This window comes from Paraburkholderia sp. J11-2 (genome assembly GCF_905220185.1).
Classification (GTDB): Bacteria; Pseudomonadota; Gammaproteobacteria; order Burkholderiales; family Burkholderiaceae; genus Paraburkholderia.
Genome location: NZ_CAJMYY010000047.1, coordinates 1 through 18,219 on the forward strand (window position 1 = coordinate 1; position 18,219 = coordinate 18,219).

Annotated in this window: 18 protein-coding genes; 7 read left to right on the plus strand and 11 right to left on the minus strand. The window is 58.7% G+C overall.

Annotation, left to right across the window (positions count from 1 at the left end; genetic code table 11):
* Positions 1-321: 321 nt before the first annotated feature.
* The 6 genes from U5A57_RS41765 to U5A57_RS38755 all read left to right on the plus strand — a co-directional run bounded on the left by U5A57_RS41765 (position 322) and on the right by U5A57_RS38755 (position 4,043).
* Positions 322-726: a lipocalin family protein gene (locus U5A57_RS41765; RefSeq protein WP_415774713.1), complete on the plus strand. Its 405-nt coding sequence runs from the start codon at positions 322-324 to the stop codon at positions 724-726.
* Positions 727-845: 119 nt separating this feature from the next.
* Positions 846-1,079: a hypothetical protein gene (locus U5A57_RS38735; RefSeq protein ID WP_321917383.1), complete on the plus strand. Its 234-nt coding sequence runs from the start codon at positions 846-848 to the stop codon at positions 1,077-1,079.
* 122 nt (positions 1,080-1,201) lie between these two features.
* Positions 1,202-1,615, plus strand: a complete 414-nt coding sequence (locus U5A57_RS38740) for a hypothetical protein (RefSeq protein WP_321917385.1) — start codon at positions 1,202-1,204, stop codon at positions 1,613-1,615.
* A gap of 188 nt (positions 1,616-1,803) precedes the next feature.
* Entirely contained in the window at positions 1,804-2,523 is a 720-nt protein-coding gene (locus U5A57_RS38745; protein ID WP_321917386.1) for a hypothetical protein, read from the plus strand.
* 219 nt (positions 2,524-2,742) lie between these two features.
* Positions 2,743-3,147 carry a hypothetical protein gene (locus tag U5A57_RS38750; RefSeq protein WP_321917388.1) on the plus strand — a complete coding sequence of 135 codons (405 nt, stop codon included), beginning with the start codon at positions 2,743-2,745 and terminating at the stop codon, positions 3,145-3,147.
* Between the two features lie 515 nt (positions 3,148-3,662).
* Positions 3,663-4,043 (plus strand): DUF4304 domain-containing protein, encoded by a 381-nt coding sequence (locus U5A57_RS38755; protein ID WP_321917453.1) that lies wholly within the window; start codon positions 3,663-3,665, stop codon positions 4,041-4,043.
* 268 nt (positions 4,044-4,311) lie between these two features.
* Here the strand turns inward: U5A57_RS38755 and U5A57_RS38760 are convergent, their stop codons facing one another.
* The 8 genes from U5A57_RS38760 to U5A57_RS38795 all read right to left on the minus strand — a co-directional run bounded on the left by U5A57_RS38760 (position 4,312) and on the right by U5A57_RS38795 (position 13,353).
* Positions 4,312-4,722: a hypothetical protein gene (locus U5A57_RS38760; RefSeq protein WP_321917390.1), complete on the minus strand. Its 411-nt coding sequence runs from the start codon at positions 4,720-4,722 to the stop codon at positions 4,312-4,314.
* Positions 4,723-5,131: 409 nt separating this feature from the next.
* Entirely contained in the window at positions 5,132-5,419 is a 288-nt protein-coding gene (locus U5A57_RS38765; protein ID WP_321917392.1) for a hypothetical protein, read from the minus strand.
* A gap of 103 nt (positions 5,420-5,522) precedes the next feature.
* Positions 5,523-6,734, minus strand: a complete 1,212-nt coding sequence (locus tag U5A57_RS38770; protein WP_321917394.1) for a hypothetical protein — start codon at positions 6,732-6,734, stop codon at positions 5,523-5,525.
* Positions 6,735-7,967: 1,233 nt separating this feature from the next.
* Positions 7,968-9,122, minus strand: coding sequence for a branched-chain amino acid ABC transporter substrate-binding protein (locus U5A57_RS38775; RefSeq protein WP_321917395.1), 1,155 nt, complete (start codon positions 9,120-9,122; stop codon positions 7,968-7,970).
* Positions 9,119-10,204 carry a 4-hydroxyphenylpyruvate dioxygenase gene (gene hppD, locus U5A57_RS38780; protein WP_321917397.1) on the minus strand — a complete coding sequence of 362 codons (1,086 nt, stop codon included), beginning with the start codon at positions 10,202-10,204 and terminating at the stop codon, positions 9,119-9,121. Before hppD ends, U5A57_RS38775 begins: the two co-directional genes overlap by 4 nt.
* Positions 10,205-10,229: 25 nt before the next feature.
* Positions 10,230-11,627, minus strand: a complete 1,398-nt coding sequence (locus U5A57_RS38785) for an amino acid permease (RefSeq protein ID WP_321917398.1) — start codon at positions 11,625-11,627, stop codon at positions 10,230-10,232.
* Between the two features lie 17 nt (positions 11,628-11,644).
* Positions 11,645-11,974, minus strand: a complete 330-nt coding sequence (locus U5A57_RS38790) for a hypothetical protein (protein WP_321917399.1) — start codon at positions 11,972-11,974, stop codon at positions 11,645-11,647.
* 50 nt (positions 11,975-12,024) lie between these two features.
* Entirely contained in the window at positions 12,025-13,353 is a 1,329-nt protein-coding gene (locus tag U5A57_RS38795) for an FAD-binding oxidoreductase (protein ID WP_321917401.1), read from the minus strand.
* Positions 13,354-13,619: 266 nt separating this feature from the next.
* Here U5A57_RS38795 and U5A57_RS38800 point away from each other — a divergent pair, with 266 nt between their 5' ends.
* Complete coding sequence (locus U5A57_RS38800; protein ID WP_321917403.1) at positions 13,620-14,309, plus strand: TetR/AcrR family transcriptional regulator; 690 nt, start codon at positions 13,620-13,622, stop codon at positions 14,307-14,309.
* A gap of 255 nt (positions 14,310-14,564) precedes the next feature.
* Here U5A57_RS38800 and U5A57_RS38805 read toward each other — a convergent pair whose 3' ends face one another.
* The 3 genes from U5A57_RS38805 to U5A57_RS38815 all read right to left on the minus strand — a co-directional run bounded on the left by U5A57_RS38805 (position 14,565) and on the right by U5A57_RS38815 (position 18,196).
* Positions 14,565-15,467: a LysR family transcriptional regulator gene (locus U5A57_RS38805; RefSeq protein ID WP_321917405.1), complete on the minus strand. Its 903-nt coding sequence runs from the start codon at positions 15,465-15,467 to the stop codon at positions 14,565-14,567.
* Position 15,468: 1 nt separating this feature from the next.
* Positions 15,469-16,725: an MFS transporter gene (locus tag U5A57_RS38810; protein ID WP_321917407.1), complete on the minus strand. Its 1,257-nt coding sequence runs from the start codon at positions 16,723-16,725 to the stop codon at positions 15,469-15,471.
* A 148-nt stretch (positions 16,726-16,873) separates the two neighbouring features.
* Complete coding sequence (locus U5A57_RS38815) at positions 16,874-18,196, minus strand: tetratricopeptide repeat protein (RefSeq protein WP_321917408.1); 1,323 nt, start codon at positions 18,194-18,196, stop codon at positions 16,874-16,876.
* Between the last annotated feature and the right edge of the window lie 23 nt (positions 18,197-18,219).

Genomic DNA, 18,219 nt, shown 5'->3' on the forward strand with positions numbered 1-18,219 from the left:
GGTTCGATACTTGGGTATCGAAGTCGACGACGCGCTGGAGATGGCGGAGCAAACCGACGTGTGAAGCTGGAGCGCCGGACAGCGCGCGGACGCTGTCCGGCCACTACCGGTCATTCGACGCCGGTGGCTAGATTGTCGACAATGCGGCTCGGACGGACATCGTGACGGCCACGGCAATCCGAAAACAGCCGCCAGTCGATTTCTCAAGTTTCACGGCAAGTTGCCGTAGAGCCGGTGTGAGGGCTCTATGTTCGGACACGGACGGGGTGTCCAACGTATCTGGTTGAGCGTTATAACCCTTATCGATTACTAGAACTCGCCATGAAAATCATAAATCGAAATCTATTGCTTGTTGCAGTTCTTCTCTCTGTATCTAATCTCGCCTCGGCTCTCGATGATCGTTTGGTTGGCACCTGGCAGGGCCAGAGGGACAGGGATGGCAAGTGTTCCTATATGGCGTGGACTATGAAAAGGTCGTCGGACGGAAAGTTCGAAGTTGCGTTCTACAAAAATCCTGAAAGGACTCAATTCTTGAATGAGGAGCGGGGCCACTGGGAAACAAAGGGCGAGACGATTTCACTTACCACGGAGGGCGTCCCCACCCCCGATGTGTACACCTACACTTTTACGGACAGCGATACCGTTCATGTTTCGGCTATTGAGCGAGACCCTTCGGCCGACTGCATGGCCGACTATGAATTCACGGATCATCGGGTTAGACCGTAAAGGTCCCCACGCGCAGATTACCAGCATCCCGCTTCTATATCGCGGGCAACTCCGCGGAGCCAGTCCTCGTACTCGACGGGGCAGTCTCCGAGTGGATCTTCGCGTTGTAGGAGCCACCTATGCTGATTTGGGCGCCAACTCGAAAATCCCTTGATGGCCGAGGCGAAAGCGAAGGCACGACCGTAAAGATCGAGATTGAAGAACTCGAAGATGGAATCTTTCTACTGATGCGGTTTGAATCTCTAGACACACCATTTCCGACTTCGGATCATTTGTATCTGTCAATCGACGAGGCATACGACGAATGTGATCGCATCTATGGCATCGGTCGCGAGGATTGGCTTCAACGGTGACTGCATCCGGGCAGTCACGCGCGGTCTTGGGACTTCGTACGGCCACAAGCGGTCCTTCGACGCCGCCGCGGAAATCGTCGACAATCCGCTATCTTCTTTATCCGCGGTGTTCAAGAACCTAGATGGAATCGCACAAAATCCAGTTTACGGAGAAAGAGCTTAGCCACTGGGCTGGCATGGGTGAATATGTACTACTACCGCCGGACGGCAGCTACGAGATAGCACTGAAATACGAAGGGGAACCGCCGCATGGTGACTCGTTTCACACGGCCATAGTGGACGGCCGCCAGTTGCCCGGCTACGCGTGGGGCTGCATATTCTCGATGTCTGCTTGCTCGAGTTTCGTAGCATTCAGTTGGATGGAGCGTAAGTTCGAAAGGCTGACGACAATCGTCGATGTGAGACGCAGCCTGTACTTCGCCCTGCCCATGTATATCTACCATCCGTGCATCGAATGGCCCGCAGTTCTACCTGGGCCAGCCTCCGGGCCGGAACACTACGCATTCGTTGGCTCCGAGGTCTGGAGAGCGTTTTGACGCCACCATGGTCGCTATATCCGGCGCCGCTCATATAGCATCAGTCGGCGGCATGAAGAGACATTCGAAACCCCATGTAGCTTGTCGACAAACGATCCGATTCCTGCTAGTAGTAGCTGATCGCTGGTGATCGAAATTTGCGTAAAGTTACGTTCGAAACCCTTGTGCCGGCTAGAAATCTAAGGACTATGAGAACTTTCAAAGCTCAACTTTACGAAATTTGTGACGAGGTTTCTTCTCAGTTTTCTGGTTGGAGCTTTGTGTCCGGACAGTTCAAGAATAGGACTTTGAAGCATACGGATTTAGTTATAGACCCCGGGTTTGGCTTTGAGCGCGGAACGACGCCTGTGCAACCGAGCGTGTGCATCGACAACAAACGCGCGCAAAAATTGTGCAAATACGTCTTTGGGGCCAACGCGTCTACCTCGATTGTTAATCTCCAGACCGTTTCACACCTGCTCCAGCAAACACCAGAAGAACTGCGCTTAGGATTTTGGATTGTGCAGGATCGCAAGGAATTTCTATCCGTTGGTCAGCCAAGCCAGATCGCTCAAGGCAGGATATTGGATATTACGGAGGCACGTTGCGCATTGATTGCGATGATGCAGGATGGAATTGCGTTCATTGACAACCACTACGAACTTGGTAGTGAGGATGGGTTGTTGAAAGGCTTGCCAGCGAAGTACACGACGCGCCATGTCAACTCGCCTTACGATCAGATGGAGAAATTCAAGGGGGTGATGGTTTGTATCGCTCACATCCTGTACGGGGATTTTGATTTTGTCGAGCGTTATCAAAGCGACGATTTCAACACGCTGTTTCCCAAACGCACGGACGATCTCGATAGGATCATTGCAAAGTTGCCAGAGTTCAAGAAACGGTTCGCCGAGACTGGGATAGCCATTTAGGGAGCCGTGAACTCCTGCTCGCAGGGCTAGAGGAATGTCCGTTATCGGGATTGCTCAGTGTCTCTTGAGGGTCGGGTGATGCCTTTTGCATGGCGGCCCGCGCCCGAGGCGGTCGCCGCGGTCGGTCGTGGGACGCAGTGCGGCCAATAGGCGACGTTCGACAGCCAGTCGTAGATTGGCGACAATGGGCAGACGCTCGTACTGAACAGACGCATAAACATGACCCGCCCGCCCCGTTCGCCTGACCTGATCGTTAACTTTACCCTGACAGCACTCAGAACGGATGGCTCGCCGAAGTACGTGATTTCTGGTTACAGACCAATCTACAAGGTGAAGCTCGATTATTGGTCGTCTGCCCACCACGAATTCATCGATGCTTCGCGCGTTGAGACAGGACAGCAGGCTCACGCGGAGGTGTGGCTTCTCTCGCCGCAAGAATACCCTCAAACCTTTTGGGTTGATCGACGCATTGAAGTAGCGGAGGGTGTAAGGCTGATCGGAATAGCTGATGTCCTACAAGTCCTCAATCCCTTGCTTGAATCGAGCGGCCCTTCCATCATGAATCGTGACATAGAGATCCCTAGAGGCATTACGAACGAAGAGCGTTGGCGCAAGCATTGTTGAAAGATTCGCGCTAGAGCGTCAGATTTTCTCGAAGGTCGTCTGGGTGTCATTGAAACAGTGAGAGCCATGCTGCCATTAGCACGATGGACCAAGGTCGAAGAAGGGCCAGAATTTCAATTATTTCGTGCGATCGCATCGGAGACCGACGATCTGCCTGTTGGCGAAGTTAGAGCCTACTGGGCACCTGAAGCTTTAGCGCGAGAAGATGTCCGTATCCGGGCGGCTGAAGCGCAGTGGAACGATAGAGTGCAATCCGCAGCCGCGCAATTGGTCGAGCGATACCATTGGACCAGCGCGCCGGCGGACTCTTCTCCGTGTGAAGAATAAAAAGACGCGGTGTAGTGCAATAGAGCCAGATCAGGTGGGTTGTTCGGCCACAACCAGTCCTACGCTCGCCTGCGGAAATCATCGGCAACCCACACTGCAAGTCGTCGTGCAGACGGGACTGCACACGCGCTATCATCGCAGACACCAATTAGACCTTCTGAGGTGCTGAAGCAATGAGCCGCGAGGAGATGAGTAGTGCTCTAAATGTGCACTTTGTTCCTGCGCTTCGGCAGCGCGGCTTCAAAGGTTCTTTGCCCCACCTTAGAAGACAACGGGCACAGAGGATTGATCTCGTGACGGTCCAATTCGACCGTCACGGCGGGGGCTTCGTTGTTGAAATATCCGGGTGTGCTATCGAGGGTGTCACGGCCCACTGGGGCAAGCATATTCCGGCGAACAAGGTCACGGCGCATGACCTCCATCCGAATCTCCGCCACAGGCTTGGGATGTCCGGTGAAAACGCTGACCACTGGTTTAGGTTCGACCAAGGCGTATCGCCGACTGCCATCGCAGAATCACTTTGCGCTTACCTCGACGAGGCGGAACGTTGGTGGGCGGCGGCCTGCTGAGTCGGTGACTGTCCGCTAACGAGAAAGTCGGACGTCTCTTCAGGGTCGACTTCTGCCGAATGCGGTCGGATCGACGCAGCTTCCGTCGTCGGCTCACCGTCGGACCGCACTCGGCCGAGGCCGTGTGAAAACGCAAAAGTGCTCGGTTTTCGGGTGTCGCTTTACCCTTCCCGAATCGCTACGAAGCCAATACGGAGCGATCTGAAGGGTCGATCTTTTAGATCACCGCATTGGGCAGGCGTTTTCACACGGCCTCGGCCATGAATAGTCATCCAGCCTCTTTAGCTAGATTGCGAACAATTTCCTCAATCATGGGGCGCGTGTGGACCTCAATCGGATCCATTCCCGTTCGCCCAACTTCGCCTGCGTCGAAGGCCAAATAGACTTTGTAAAACAAGGCGGGGAAGTCTTCTCCCTTCTGGATGAAATCGTCGTAAACGAAACCGATAACCGCGTTTACGACTGCGTCACAGAACCAGAAAGGGAACCGGCTCTCATGAAACCCGACCGCTAGATGGCGAGCAATCACGTCGTACGCGTGCCGCGTCGTCGATCCGACAATCTCGGTCCAGCGTTCAATGTCGTTTGCTGAAAGCAGCCATCCTGGGCCCGTCTGGTCGTAGCGAGACTGCAACTCGTTAATAAACGCTGTTTGTAGGTCCTGCGGAATCGGGCTCATCGTGGGCGACACATTATTGTGGGGGCAACAAAGTATAAGCGGTCAACGAGACGCCATTTTGAACGTCTGCTTGTGGAAAATTCGTAGGGCCGCTTTGGGTCCAGAGCGTGTGGAAACGTATTTTCTACCGCGTGAGCAATTGATGGCCGGACCGGTCAAACTTTTTTACGGCGAGTTTGAAGGGTCGAATGTCACGAGCACAACAACGCCCCTCGGGGCCTTAGCTCCCAGCCAACTTCATGGCCTTAAGGGTTCTTGCCGCGCCCAGTATGCTGATGACACGCTTCAGGTTGTAGGCTAATACCTGCAGGCTCATCTCGGTACTCACCCGTCCGAGCGTTCGGGTCAGGAAGCAAAACGGCTTCAACATATTTCCACTTTCAATAGCGAATTCCACGCTGCTCTGTTTTCAATTCTTGCTGGAAACGCGAGCCGCCCTGAGCTTGAGCTTTTGATCGATGGAACCCGAGGCAAAGCGGCCGACGGCTATGCTCATCTGCTTGCTGTCGATCCGGAACGCGTCGCGGAGGAGCCATTCATTGCCATTCGCATTCTTGGTGACATCTCGACAGAGTTCGCACAGATCGCCGGCGCCTGTTGAGAAGCAAATCTTCACCTTGAGCCGGAGATGGCTTTGACAGGCCGCTTCCGACGATTCGGCCGCAACGGATGGACTTCGGCGGACCGCATCGGGCATTCGGCGGCATTGAACGGACATTTCCCGTAGTGGGCAACTCAACGGAACGACCTCGAATTAAGCAATGCAGGACGGCTGAGACGAGAGAGGCAATTGAACGATGTCAAAAGGTCGGGAAACTTGACTGTAGCGCCTCGAATCTATCTGCCGGAAAGGCCGTAACCTCAAATCGAGTTGGAAGGTGCTCGGTCCGAACCATGAGCTCCGAACATTCACGAAGTAGCTCGGGAGTCGGAACGCATGCCCGCTCTTTTGAAGCCGGTCGATACAGAACCGTGACGTCCGCAACCGGCAGCAGCGTGTGAACACCTTCCGTCCAAACACTGTACGTGAACACCCCACCCGTATCGCGTTTGACGCCAGTGTACTGAGCGACGAAAATGTCCTGCTCTCGATTTTGGTGAACATTTTCCAACAACTTTTGTTGGTCGCCGTAGTCACCGGCAAGCTCTTGAATACGAAGCAATGACAGCCGCTCTTCGAGCTCGTTGGGAACAAATCGTTCCCATTGACTTCCATCCCACTTCAGCATCAATGCGGGTAGCGGACGCGGCTGAGCACGTGCCTGCTCGGCAAGCTCAACCATGGTTTGTAGCCCCGCCGGATTCTGGTCTCCCGTCAACAGCAAGACCGTCCGATTCGGCGCCATCACCACAGGCGCCCCGGAAAACGGCATGCGATAGAGGACGTCCGGCAACAACATTCTGGCCGCATCATAGTAATCCCCAAACTGCGACAGATAAACGCCATCCTTCAACTGCAACCATGGCTTGTTTGACTCCAAGCGGAGGTTATCGAGGGCTACGTCCAGAACTTCATCGAAAGTCATCCCCCACTGAGTCAGGTGATGCTCGTTCAGGCGAAGAATATTCACGCTGCCATCGTAGGCGAGGCCAAGCTCCAAGTTCTCACAGAGAGGCTTGAACGCAGGCTTCTGGGGCGTCTTGTCCAACTCTGCCATCTGCAAACCCAACACCCCTCGTTCTGTGGTGCTACGGACTATCGGGCGCAGCTTATCTTTGGCCTCCTCGAATGCAGTCGGCAGCGACCATGGAAGCATGGCTTGGGCATGCCGTTTCAATACGTATGGCCGCTGGTCAGGCGTGACTTGGCGATAGTCGGTGAACATGTTCACCAGATTAACGATGCCTGGAGCCAAGTTGGGTGGCACGTCCGTTTGCACCAACCGCTGATTCTTCTCTTCATAAACCCACGAGCGGGTATCACCCGCCTCCTTGAGTGCCCCGATGAGAAGTTGGGCGAATTCACTTTGGATAGGCTCTTTGCGATTGCGAAAGCGGTCAAAAAAGCTCATGTGAGGATTTATCAGGGCGTAATTGACGTTATGAAAGCACAGGGAGCATAACAGTGATTTTGGACTGCAAGGAAATTACGCTGTTGACTAATCAGAAGGATTCCGTGCTGCCAGTATTCGATACTGGTACGCCTATCAGCTAAGGCAGCGGTCGACTGGACGCTGAGGTGATCGTCGGGAGCGTCGCGCTACCCGCCGACTTCGGAACCACGTTCCGCAGCCGAAGCGAGAATCCGGCCTGACCCCGGGCCAGTCTGTCTTTCGCTGGCCGAAGCAATGACCGGCACCGGCGTATTCTGCCGACGCCGATCAAGCACCCACTAAAATCCAGGGGCGTCGCGCCAGCTCACATATGGCGGAAACTTGCCGCCTTTCAAGAACGCTACAAATATGTCGGCAACTTGTGTGGACATGAACCATTCATCAGATTGCATCGTGAGGTTTCCAGCGCGAAACGACAGAATGGTGCCGTCGGGATAGAGAGGACTGGGCTTGTCATGGAACGCACGGAAGCGTTTTCGACTAGCCGCGTCGTATCGCTCAACCATACACGTTACCCCCCCCACCCGCCACCTGCAGATAATTTCCGTTAGCGTCTGTCATCGAAGCGTACGAAGAAGGGCCGTAACTCCTCAACGACTTGATTACCCGCCGAATCTGGGACTCGTGTGGGTCTCGAACCTCGTTCTTTCCTTCTGCCTCAAGAAGCATTTTTCTGTACCCGTTACGGAACATAAACCGTTATCGCACTGCTAACACTCTTTCCGGCGAATCGTCCGGTGGCCGGCGCTCCGAACTGATTCACGAACTGATCCGTAAACTGTTGATATGTATTACATAGTCGATATGTGTTGGCGCTTGCGATGCGCAATGCGCGTGAAATTGGATCGCGAGTGCGACGCAGGGGATAGTGGTCTACTGGTTATCGGCGGCCGCACCGCGCATCTTAAGGACGCCGTGCGGGAAAGCAGCGCGGCATTACCCAAATCCCACGCGTCTGGCGTTGGAGAAGCCGATTGACCGCACGGCGCCGGGATATGCCTTTCGCATGCCTCCTGTGCCTGCGACGATGAAGAGACGCTCGTGATCGTTCTTTTCGCGCGTTCTAGCAGCCGCTCCTGAGCCGCAAGCAGCCGTACGACTTGCGCACAAGTCGTACGTCGACGGGGGCACCGTCAAGGCTACCGCCCGCCGAATCGGACTACGTCGCGGACCCTTGCCTGGACTAACGCTTCACTGTACCGGTGTGCCCGAACCCGTTACCGTGCTGATTGGCTGGAACTTGCCGCCTTTTGCCTGGTAGAGCGTCACTGTCGCCGCGCGAAGATCGCCCTTGGCGTCAAAGGCTATCCTGCCGGTTACGCCATCAAAGTCGACCTTCTTCATCGCGGGCAGATAGTCAGCCGGTAGCGTCGAATCAGCCAGCTTCATCGAGTTGATCAACGCCCAGGTGGCGTCATAGGCATAGGGCGCAAACAACACGACTGTGCCGTACTTCCTGTATTTCGCGGCAAATGCCTGGCCATTGCGCATCTTTTCGAGCGGCAGACCGGATTCTGCGGAGACCGTTCCCTCGGCGGCAGTCGTGCCGGCCAGTTCAATGAACTTGTCCGTTTCGATTGCCGAGCCAACGAGCGGGATATTCATCGCAAGGCCCGTCATCTGCTTGCGAAGCGGCCCAGCCTGCGCATCGACGCCGCCATAGAACACAGCCTGTGCATCCTTCGATTTGATCGACGTGAGAATGCCGCGGAAGTCCAGCGTCTTGTCGGACACGAATTCGCGGTCCACGACGTCAACGCCAGCGGCCTTCAGTTCTTTGACGACGACATCCGCGAGACCCTGACCGTACGATGTGCGGTCGTCGACAACGGCAACGCGCTTGTATCCTTTGGTCTTTCCCATGTACTGGGCGATGACCCTCCCGACTTCACTATCGTCGCCGATAACACGGTGCGCCGTTGCAAAGCCCTGCCTGGTCAGCTCGGGGTTGGTTGCCGATGGCGAGACCTGCGGGATTCCCGCAGCCGCGTACACTTTTGATGCCGGGATCGTCGCACCCGACGTAATGTGGCCGACCACGCCGTTCACTTTCTGGTCGACGAACTTCTGTGCGACCGTGACGGCCGTCTTCGGGTCGGCCGCGTCGTCCTCGGACACAAGCTGGAAATGGACCGGTTGCCCCTTGATCTTGATGTTGGCAGCGTTGGCGTCGTCGATTGCAAGGCGCACACCGTTTTCTGCGTCCTTGCCTACGTGTGCGACCTGACCAGTCAACGGACCACCGAAAGCGATGGTGACCGTCTGATCAGCGTGAGCCACGCCCGTCAGCAATACGGAGGCACTGACAAGCAGTGCGGATTGAAAGCCTGATCGCATGATGGTCATCCCTGGTCCGATGCCTGGAGAACGCCGCGTCTGATCTGGTCGCGCTCCATCGACTGGAAGAGCGCCTTGAAGTTGCCCTCGCCGAACCCGTCGTCGCCCTTGCGCTGGATGAACTCAAAGAACACCGGACCCAGCAGCGCCTGTGAGAAGATCTGGACCAGCAGCCTCTTGCTGCCGTCCTTGGTCGACCCGTCGAGCAACAATCCGCGCGCCTGCAAGTCGCCGACGTTCTCGCCGTGACCTGGCAGACGTTCCTCCAGCATCTCATAGTAATACTCGTTGGGACCTGTCATCAGCGGGATGCCGGCCATCTGCAGGGCGTCCACGCTCGTGAAGATATCGTCGGTCAGGAGCGCGACGTGCTGGACACCTTCGCCGTTGAACTGCATGAGGAATTCCTCGATCTGCCCCGAACCCTGTTTCGACTCCTCATTGAGAGGGATGCGGATCTTGCCGTCGGGCGCGGTCAGCGCCCTGGAAGTCAGGCCCGTGTACTCGCCCTGGATATCGAAATAGCGGATCTCCCGGAAGTTGAAGAACTTCTCGTAGAACGACGCCCAGTGCGCCATATGGCCGCGATAGACGTTGTGCGTGAGATGGTCGACAACCTTGAAGCCGTGGCCCACGGGGTGGCGGTCCACGCCGGGCAGGTACTCGAAGTCGATGTCGTAAATGCTCTTGCCGTCCTCGAAACGATCGATCAGGTAGAGGGGTGCGCCGCCAATACCCTTGATTGCAGGCAGGCGCAGTTCCATCGGTCCCGTCGGGATATCGACAGGCTGCGCGCCGAGTTCGAGCGCGCGCGCATAAGCCTGGTGAGCATCCTTTACGCGAAACGCGAGACCACACGCCGAGGGGCCATGTTCCGCGCCGAAGTATGACGCGACGCTGTTCGGCTCGTTGTTGACGATGAAGTTGATATCGCCCTGGCGGTACAGCACAACCTGCTTGCTGCGATGCCGCGCGACCAGCGTGAAGCCGAGCTTTTCGAAGAGAGGTTCGAGCACGCCGGGGACGGGCGAAACAAATTCAACGAACTCGAAGCCCATCAGGCCCATCGGATTTTCGTAGAGATCAGACATGACAATATTCCAGAAGTAACGTGCATCAGGACGAAGCCATGACGGGTTCGGCGTGACGGGCCCGGACACAGCGGTATGCGAAGTACACGACGCCAATCCACACCGGAATCGCGAATGCGGAAGCCCGGATGGCAGGTGTCAGCAGCATGACGCCGACGATCAGCGCCATGAAAGCGAGGCACAGATAGTTCGTGATCGGGGCAAAGGGCGCTGGAAAGCCCGATTTCACATTGCCACGGTGTGCCTTCCGGAAGCGAAGATGCGTCACGATGATGGTGACCCACGTGATGACGAGCGCGGCCACGATCAGCGACATCAGGATTTCAATCACGCTCGCCGGCGCGACGTAATTCAGCACAATGCACAGCCCGGTAAAGACTGCCGGATAGATGATGGCCCGCACCGGCACGCCGCGACGGTTTACCTTCATCAGCGACTTCGGCGCATTGCCTTCGCTCGCCATGCCGTAGAGCAGCCGGCTGTTGCAATACACCATGCTGTTATAGACAGAGAGCGTGGCCGTCAGGATCACGAAGTTGAGAACGTTTGCGGCCAGGTTTGCGCCGATGCCCGAGAAGACGAGCACGAACGGGCTGTTGCTGTACGTGCCGCCGCCCGACTGGAGTTGAGCGAGCAGGTGGTCCCACGGCGACAGCGCGAGCAGCACGGCCATTGAGCCGATGTAGAACACCAGCACGCGGAAGATCAGCTGGTTGATGGCCCTGGGGATGACCTGGCGCGGCTTGTCGGCCTCAGCGGCGGTGAAGCCAAGCATCTCGACACCGCCGAACGAGAACATGATGAACGCCATCGCCATCACGAGGCCGGATACGCCGTGCGGGAAGAAGCCGCCGTGCGACCAGAGATTGCTGACCGACTGTCCCGGACGAGTGGTACTCGCGATCATGTAGACGCCCACCACGATCATTGCGATGACCGCCACGATCTTGATCAGCGCGAACCAGAACTCGACCTCGCCGTAAATCTTCACGTTGATGAAGTTCACGCCGTTGATGATCACGAAGAACACGAGCGCCGTAACCCATGTCGGAATGGCGGGCCACCAGAACTGGACGAACTTCCCGACTGCCGTCAGTTCGAGCATGCCGACAAGCACATACAGCGCGACGCAATTCCAGCCTGACAGGAAGCCGGCGAAGCGCGAGCCATAGCGACTGGCGAAGTGGCTGAACGAGCCGGCACAGGGCTCCTCGACCAGCATCTCGCCGAGAAAACGCATGATGAGAAATGCCACCAGTCCACCGATTGCGTAGCCGAGCAGCATTGAGGGGCCGGCAAGTTCGAGGACGCCGGCGGAGCCAAGAAAGAGGCCAGTGCCGATCGTGCCGCCGAGCGCGATCAGCTGGATGTGCCGGTTCCTGAGTTTGCGCTCCAGGTGCCCGTGGGCGGAATTGGTTTGCATGCCGTTCTCCCGACGCGTCAGTTGGTCACGAAAAACAGCTTCGCGTTTGTGCCGAAGTATTTGACCGTGGCGCCCTTGCAGAGCTCGATCACGTCACCCGGACGGCCTTCGACCCGCGTACCGTCACTGGCTTCGACGCCGAACACCCCCTCGAGCACGAGGATCACTTCGTCATAGGTGAGTGTCTTGGGCTCGCACAGCGCTTCGTGCCAGCGGCCAAAGCCGCACGGCAGGACCGCGCCTTCCTGGTCGGAAATGGCCCACGAGATTTCTGCCGTGCCGTCCGCAGCGCCGCCACGATCCCTGGTCTGGATCGAGTCGCCCTTGATCAGTCGGATACTCCGCATTGCTATGTCTCCTTGATTGAATGAAAGTGGTGGCGCGCGATGCGCCCGCGCTAGATTTCGTGCCGGCCCGAAGCCCGTTCGCGCATGAGCGTCAGATGCACGCCGATGTCGCGGATAGGCCGCGGTGGGATATAGCTGGCCGTGCCCTGAACCAGAAAGTCGTCGGTCAATTCGCTGCGCTGGCCGTTCGCAAGTTCCGCGATCAGCATCCCCGCGGCGGTGTGCCGTACGATGCCCGCGCCGTTGCAGCAGGCGGCGGCATAGACGTTGTCGCTGACCTGGCCGAAGGCGGGTGCGTGGTTGTGCGAAACGGCGAGCCAACCCATCCAGAAGTGTTCGATGTCGAGCGTGCCGCCGAGGTGTGCGAAGCGACGCGCGAGGAGTTCGGTGTGCTTGACGCGGGCCGCATCGCGACGCGCCTCGTTGGTGGTGAGCGACGGCGAATAGTCGAAGCCCTGCCGGATCAGCAGCCGCTTGTCCGCGGTGAGCCGAAGCGTTGAGCCGGCGACGCCATGCGCCGGCGTGATGCCCCAGCTTTCGTCTGCGCCAAGTCTTGCCTGCTGTTCGGGAGTCAGCGGCTTCGTGAGGCTCGCGAAGAGCAGCACCGGGATCTGCCTGTCCTGAAAGACGCCAAACGACGGCGCGAATGCATTGACGGCGAGGATGAGCTTGCCGAACCGGATCCGGCCGGCGGCGGTGCGAACAAACGGCGAAGGTCCGTCAAATTCGACCTCGACTACTGGAGAATTTTCGAACAGTTCGACCTCGGGCGGCAGGCTGTCCGCAAGACCACGCACGAGCGCAGCCGGATTCATCAGGCAGGTGCCCGGCGTGTAGATAGCCGAGTGGTAGTAGCGCGTGCCTAAACGGCTTTCGAGTTCGTCACGCGTGAGCGGTTCGAACGCTTCGCCCCACGCGCGCAGGTTCGCAGCATACGTGTCGAGCACCTTGCTGGCGACCTCGCCCGTCACCGCAGCGTGATAGCGGCCGCGCCGCTCCCAGTCGCATGCGATCCGATGGTCCTGGATGAGTCGCTCGAGCTCGGCGAGCGCAAAGCGCCCGACGCGGATGGCGCGACGGCCCTGCTCTACGGACGCCGCCGAATTTGAGGGTGTGTGCGGCAGGTCGATAGCGAACCCCGAGTTCCGCCCTGACGCGTTTTCGCCCACCACGCCGCTCTCGACCACGGCGATCGACTCACCCGGCCGAAGCGCAGCCAGCCTGCGCGCGGCTGCCAGTCCCGCATATCCGGCCCCAATGACCACCCAGTCGAAATCCCGTTCGCTAACCAGTGACGGCCGCGGCGAACGTCCCGGCAACAAGGCGCTCCAGCCGTTGGTGTGGTCGTCGTTCGGGAGGCGGTCAATCAGGCGGGGCATGTCAGATCCGGATGAGGTGGCGGGAGACCGCGATGTGGCTGCGGGCACCTGAACTATACAAAAACAATAAATTATTATTACTAGTGTTTGTACCTGGCCCGACGGGAGGGCGGCAGCAGGCCGATTCGAGCGCAAAAAAGGGGGCACTACGGGTGGTGAGTTGCGGTTGACGGGTGGTGAGGCATTGGTCTCTGCAGACCGCGGAGGGTTGCGAATAGCCGAGAAGTATTTATTATTGTTTTCGTGTGACTGAACAGGCGACAACCATGGAATCACCCTCGCAACCAGCGCGTACGCGAACTCCGCAGAGCGAACGCATTGAAGCGACGCAGCGCAAGATCATCGAATCGGCACAGAGGCTGCTGCGTGAAGAAGGCTTCAAAAGCGCGACGCTGCAGAAGATCGCGCGCGGCGCCAACGTCTCACTTGGCGCCTTGCAGCATCATTTCGAGAGTCGGGACGCGCTGATGGAGCGTCTGGTTGACGAAGCCATGGCGCCCTTGAGCGACCATGGTGGCGTCTGGCCGGACGCTGCCCTTCCACTGCGCGAGCGGGCAGAAGCATTCGTCCTGCAGGCATGGAAGCAGATCTTCGGCTCACCCAGTTACCTCACGGCGTGGAGCCTGTTCTTCGGCTGCAAGGCCACACCATCGATTTTCAGCGGGATCGATGCCAAGCGTGCGAGCGAGGACAGGAAGTTCTTTTCACTGTTTCTGGCGGCGTTTCCCGAGCTCGAGAAACATCATCCGCATCCGAAAGGATTCACGGCGTCGGTGTTTTCCACGCTACGCGGTCTGGGGGTATTCGAATTGTTCGATGTCCCTTCGCGCGAAAAGCACGACGAGCTTCAGGCTCTCGTAGAGACTATCGTTCGTGCCTGTTTGCCAAGTCCCGCTGACGTTCCTGCGGTGAAGTCGAAAGCGCGCCAGCCGCGTAAGGTCGCAGCGCTGGACTAGCGTTTCGCGATGCTGGCCACCCGGGCCGTTCGCGATCGCTGTAGGTGGTCAGTCGAATGGCGGCTAAGCATCTGCAGACGGCCGTTACCGCTGAAACGCTAACGGTTGAAGTAGATCAATCTGCGCCGACCGCGTCGGGCGGTCATCGGCCAGAAGCCGTCGCTCACAACCGAAGCGCCAAGACGTTCGAACGACCGTTGTTGTCGGCAAAACGGCCTTAAAGCAACGTTAAAGGCCGCACCTGGCTGAGTAGCATCAATCTCGATCTGCGTCGACGCGCGTTTGGCGAGCAATATCGAAGAAGCCAGCGATATAGGCAATTTCCTCATCGCCGCGGCGCACACCCAGATGAATCTGCTTGTGAATGCCTAGCTCGCCGAGCCGAACCGTGCGAATCGCGTACCCGCTGCCCTGTTCGATGACCAACCATTGCGGCAACACCGCGATACCACGCTTGGCGGCCACGAGTTGCAGCATCAGTTCGATCTGCTCGGCAGTTCGGTGGAACTTCGGCTTGCAATGCGCAGGCAGCAGAAAGCGTGTGTAGATATCGAGTCGCTCCTTGCTGACCGGAACCGTAATCAGTTCCTCATTTATCAGGTCCTGTGGTCGCGCCCATTCGCGGCTGGCCAGCGGATGCGATTCGTGCACGACCAGGACGAGTTCGTAGTCAATGACCGGCGTGAAGACGAGATCCGGCAGGTCGACAGGATCGGGCGTGACTAGCAGGTCAATTTCATAGCCGACCAACGCCGCCACGCCGTCAAAGCGGAACGCCGATCGCACGTCGAAATCGACATCCGGCCATTCGTCGAGGTAAGTCGATGTGAGCCGTGTTAGCCAGCGCTGGCACGGGTGGCATTCCATACCGATACGCAGCGCGCCCCGTCGGCCTTCCGCAAAATCAACAAGCGTGCGCTCGGCATGTTCGATCTGCGGCAAGATCCGCTCAGCCAGCGCCACCAGATATTCGCCAGCCTGTGTGAAACGCAGACCGCGCCCGTTCTTGGTCCAGAGTTTGATGCCATGCCGTTCCTCGAACTTTCGCACCATGTGCGACAGCGCGGACTGCGTAACGTTGAGCCGTTCGGCAGCAGCAGTCAGGCTGCCATGACGCTGAACTTCGATGAGGATCGACAGATATTGCAGGTCGAGCATCTTAGGGCTCCGCCCGGCGGGTGCCGGAAGTGCGCGAAGTCAGCAAGAACGCAGTGAGGCCGAACAGCGGCCCCGGCACCAGCAGCCAGGTCGCATCGAGTCCGATATGCGCGAGCAGTGCTGAAGTCGCGGCGATCGACGCCACCGTGATGGCAAAGCCGATCGAGTTCTGGATCGCCAGTGCGCTGCCAACCAGGGCGGGTGGGCAGGCACGCGCTGCCAGGGCCGAGAATTGCGGCGAATCGGCGACCACCGATGCGCCCCACATCAACAGCAGTGCCACCAGTCCCGCCGGCGGCAACAGACGCCAGCTTATCGCGAACAGGATCGCGCACGCGCCTGAGATCGCCAGCGCACCGCCCGCGACGCGCGCGCTGCCGATGCGCCGGGACAAGGCGCCGCCCAGCAGCGACCCCAGCGCGCCGCCCCCGATCACGACGAACGCCATCCCGGACACGCCGATTCCTGATACCCGGGCCGGCAAAGACAGGCGCGAAATTAACAGCGGGACGGCCATCCAGAAAGTGTAGAGCTCCCACATGTGGCCGAAGTAGCCGAACGTCGCCGCGCGGAAGGCGCGAATCCGGAATACCCCGAATACAGACGGCTGACTCGAGCCCATACCTCCGCGCTTCGTGGACGGACGCAAGGTCGCATGCGGCCCGTCGCCAAGCACGCCAATCACGCACGCTCCGACCAGCGCAAGCACGGAGGAAGCGCTTATGATCGCCTGCCACGGAAAGCCGGTACCGAGCGCCCGCAGCGCATGCGGCAGCGCCGTTCCCAGTGTAAGCATCGCCACCAGTTGGGCCAGCGCTGGGCCAGTGCGGTCTGGCGCCCAGCCCACGATCAACGTCATTCCCATAGGGTAGATGCCGGCAAGACAGATGCCGACGCCGAAGCGGAACATCGCGCCCGACACGAGCCCGGCCGACAGCCACGCAAATCCGGCGTTGAGGACGGCGCCTAGCAGTGCACTACAAACAAAGATCTGACTCGCACGATAGCGGTCGGCCACACCGCTTAGCGATATCGTCAGCGTGCCGAGGATAAAGCCAAGCTGGACCGCATTGGTCAGCCAGCCGATGTCGGCGGCGCTCGCATGCCAAAGCCGCATGAGATCGTCGGCGGTACTGTTTGCGCTAAACCAAAGCGCGGTGCCAAACAGCTGCGCAATGGAAATCGTGGCAACAGGCCCCAGTCCCTCGACCAGCCGCTTCCGGAGGCGGGACGGCCTCGCTGATACGCTCGAATTCATCAAAGCTTGACCAACAAAAATGACGGGTGCATTGCGTAGTAGAACGAATCGTTAGTCGCAACTCCACATAGCCCAGAAGATGATGCCGACCGCTGGATCAACGGCCGGCAAGCTCCGCTACATCGGTGCATCATTCGCGTGCCTGAACTCAGGCCGCCGCGAGCTGATCACGCCACCGCATATCGCGCGGCGAGGGGCGGCGATGCAAACGCCGATCCAACAAGTCTCGTGCCTTCCCCGCTTCGCCGCTGCGCATCAAAGCCACCAGCAACGTGTCCTGAACGATCTCCCGCTGCGCGCCGCTGCCGCCGATTCGCACCACATCATGCGACACCGACTCAAGAATCTCAGCGGCCAACGAATACTGTTCGTCGGCAAACGCCACAGCGGCGCGGCAAATCGCCGGCACCATGGTTCCGGCTGGCAAGTTGCCTTGCTCGATCAAGCGGTTCAATGCACTGACCCGAGTGGCCACCGCGCCACGATCACCGGTCGCCGCTGCGAGCAACGCCATATGGAAATCGGCAAAGGGGAACCCAGCATCTTTGAAGTAGCTGGAAGCGTAATTTGCCGCCTCATCCCACTTGCCTGCCGGTACAGCGTGACCGTAGGCCTGCATGCGCCAGAGAAAAGATGCCGTGTCGCTGACGATATTCACCGGAGTGCCTTGCGACACAGACGGCGCGACGTGCTCGTCATATACCGCGAGCGCTCGTGCGGTGTCGCCACGCTCCAGTGCGATCAGCGCGGAGTGCCATGCGATGTGGCCGTGGAGCACGCCGGACTTCGGATACTCGGGCAGCCAACCGGAGATGACCTTCTGCGCGTCATCGTTCTCGCCCGACTCGAAAAGAACGTGAGCGACAGCATGTACCGCGTTGACGTTATGCCGACGCAGTTCCAGTGCACGCTGCGTCATTTCCCGCCCCGCCGCAACGTCACCGTTTTCTCCAAGCGCCCAGCCCCTATAGGTCAGGAACCACCAGTCGTCTGCAGCGAAATGGCGGGCGTGCCGTTCACACAGATCGACCCGCGCCTGGTCATGATCGGCCATCCCGGAGAACGCGAAGAGCCCGAATGCGCCCAGCGGCATGGAGAGGATCACAACATCGCGAGGCCACTGGCCCGTGTGCGCGAGCGCGCTGGCCAGGGCCTTGGCAGACTGACCGTTAATCGCAAACGAGAGCGTCTGGACGTGGCTGCGCTCACGTTCGGTACCGTTGCGGGTGACGAGGTCGAGCGCCAGCGCGATCCGCGCGCGTGCGTCCGAGGGCTGTGCGCAGATGGCATGCAGGCGCGCACGTGCGGCATGAGCCAGGGCGAAATCAGGATCGGCAGCGATCGCTTCGTCGAGCGCTTCGCCTGCGCCGGGCCAGAGCGACAGCAGCAGATCAAGGCCGGTGCGGTAGCGCTCAGCCGCGAGATCAGAGATTGTCGAAAGTGGCAGGTCGTAGCGGTCAAAACAGGACATAAAACGTGTAGCTCCAGATAGTC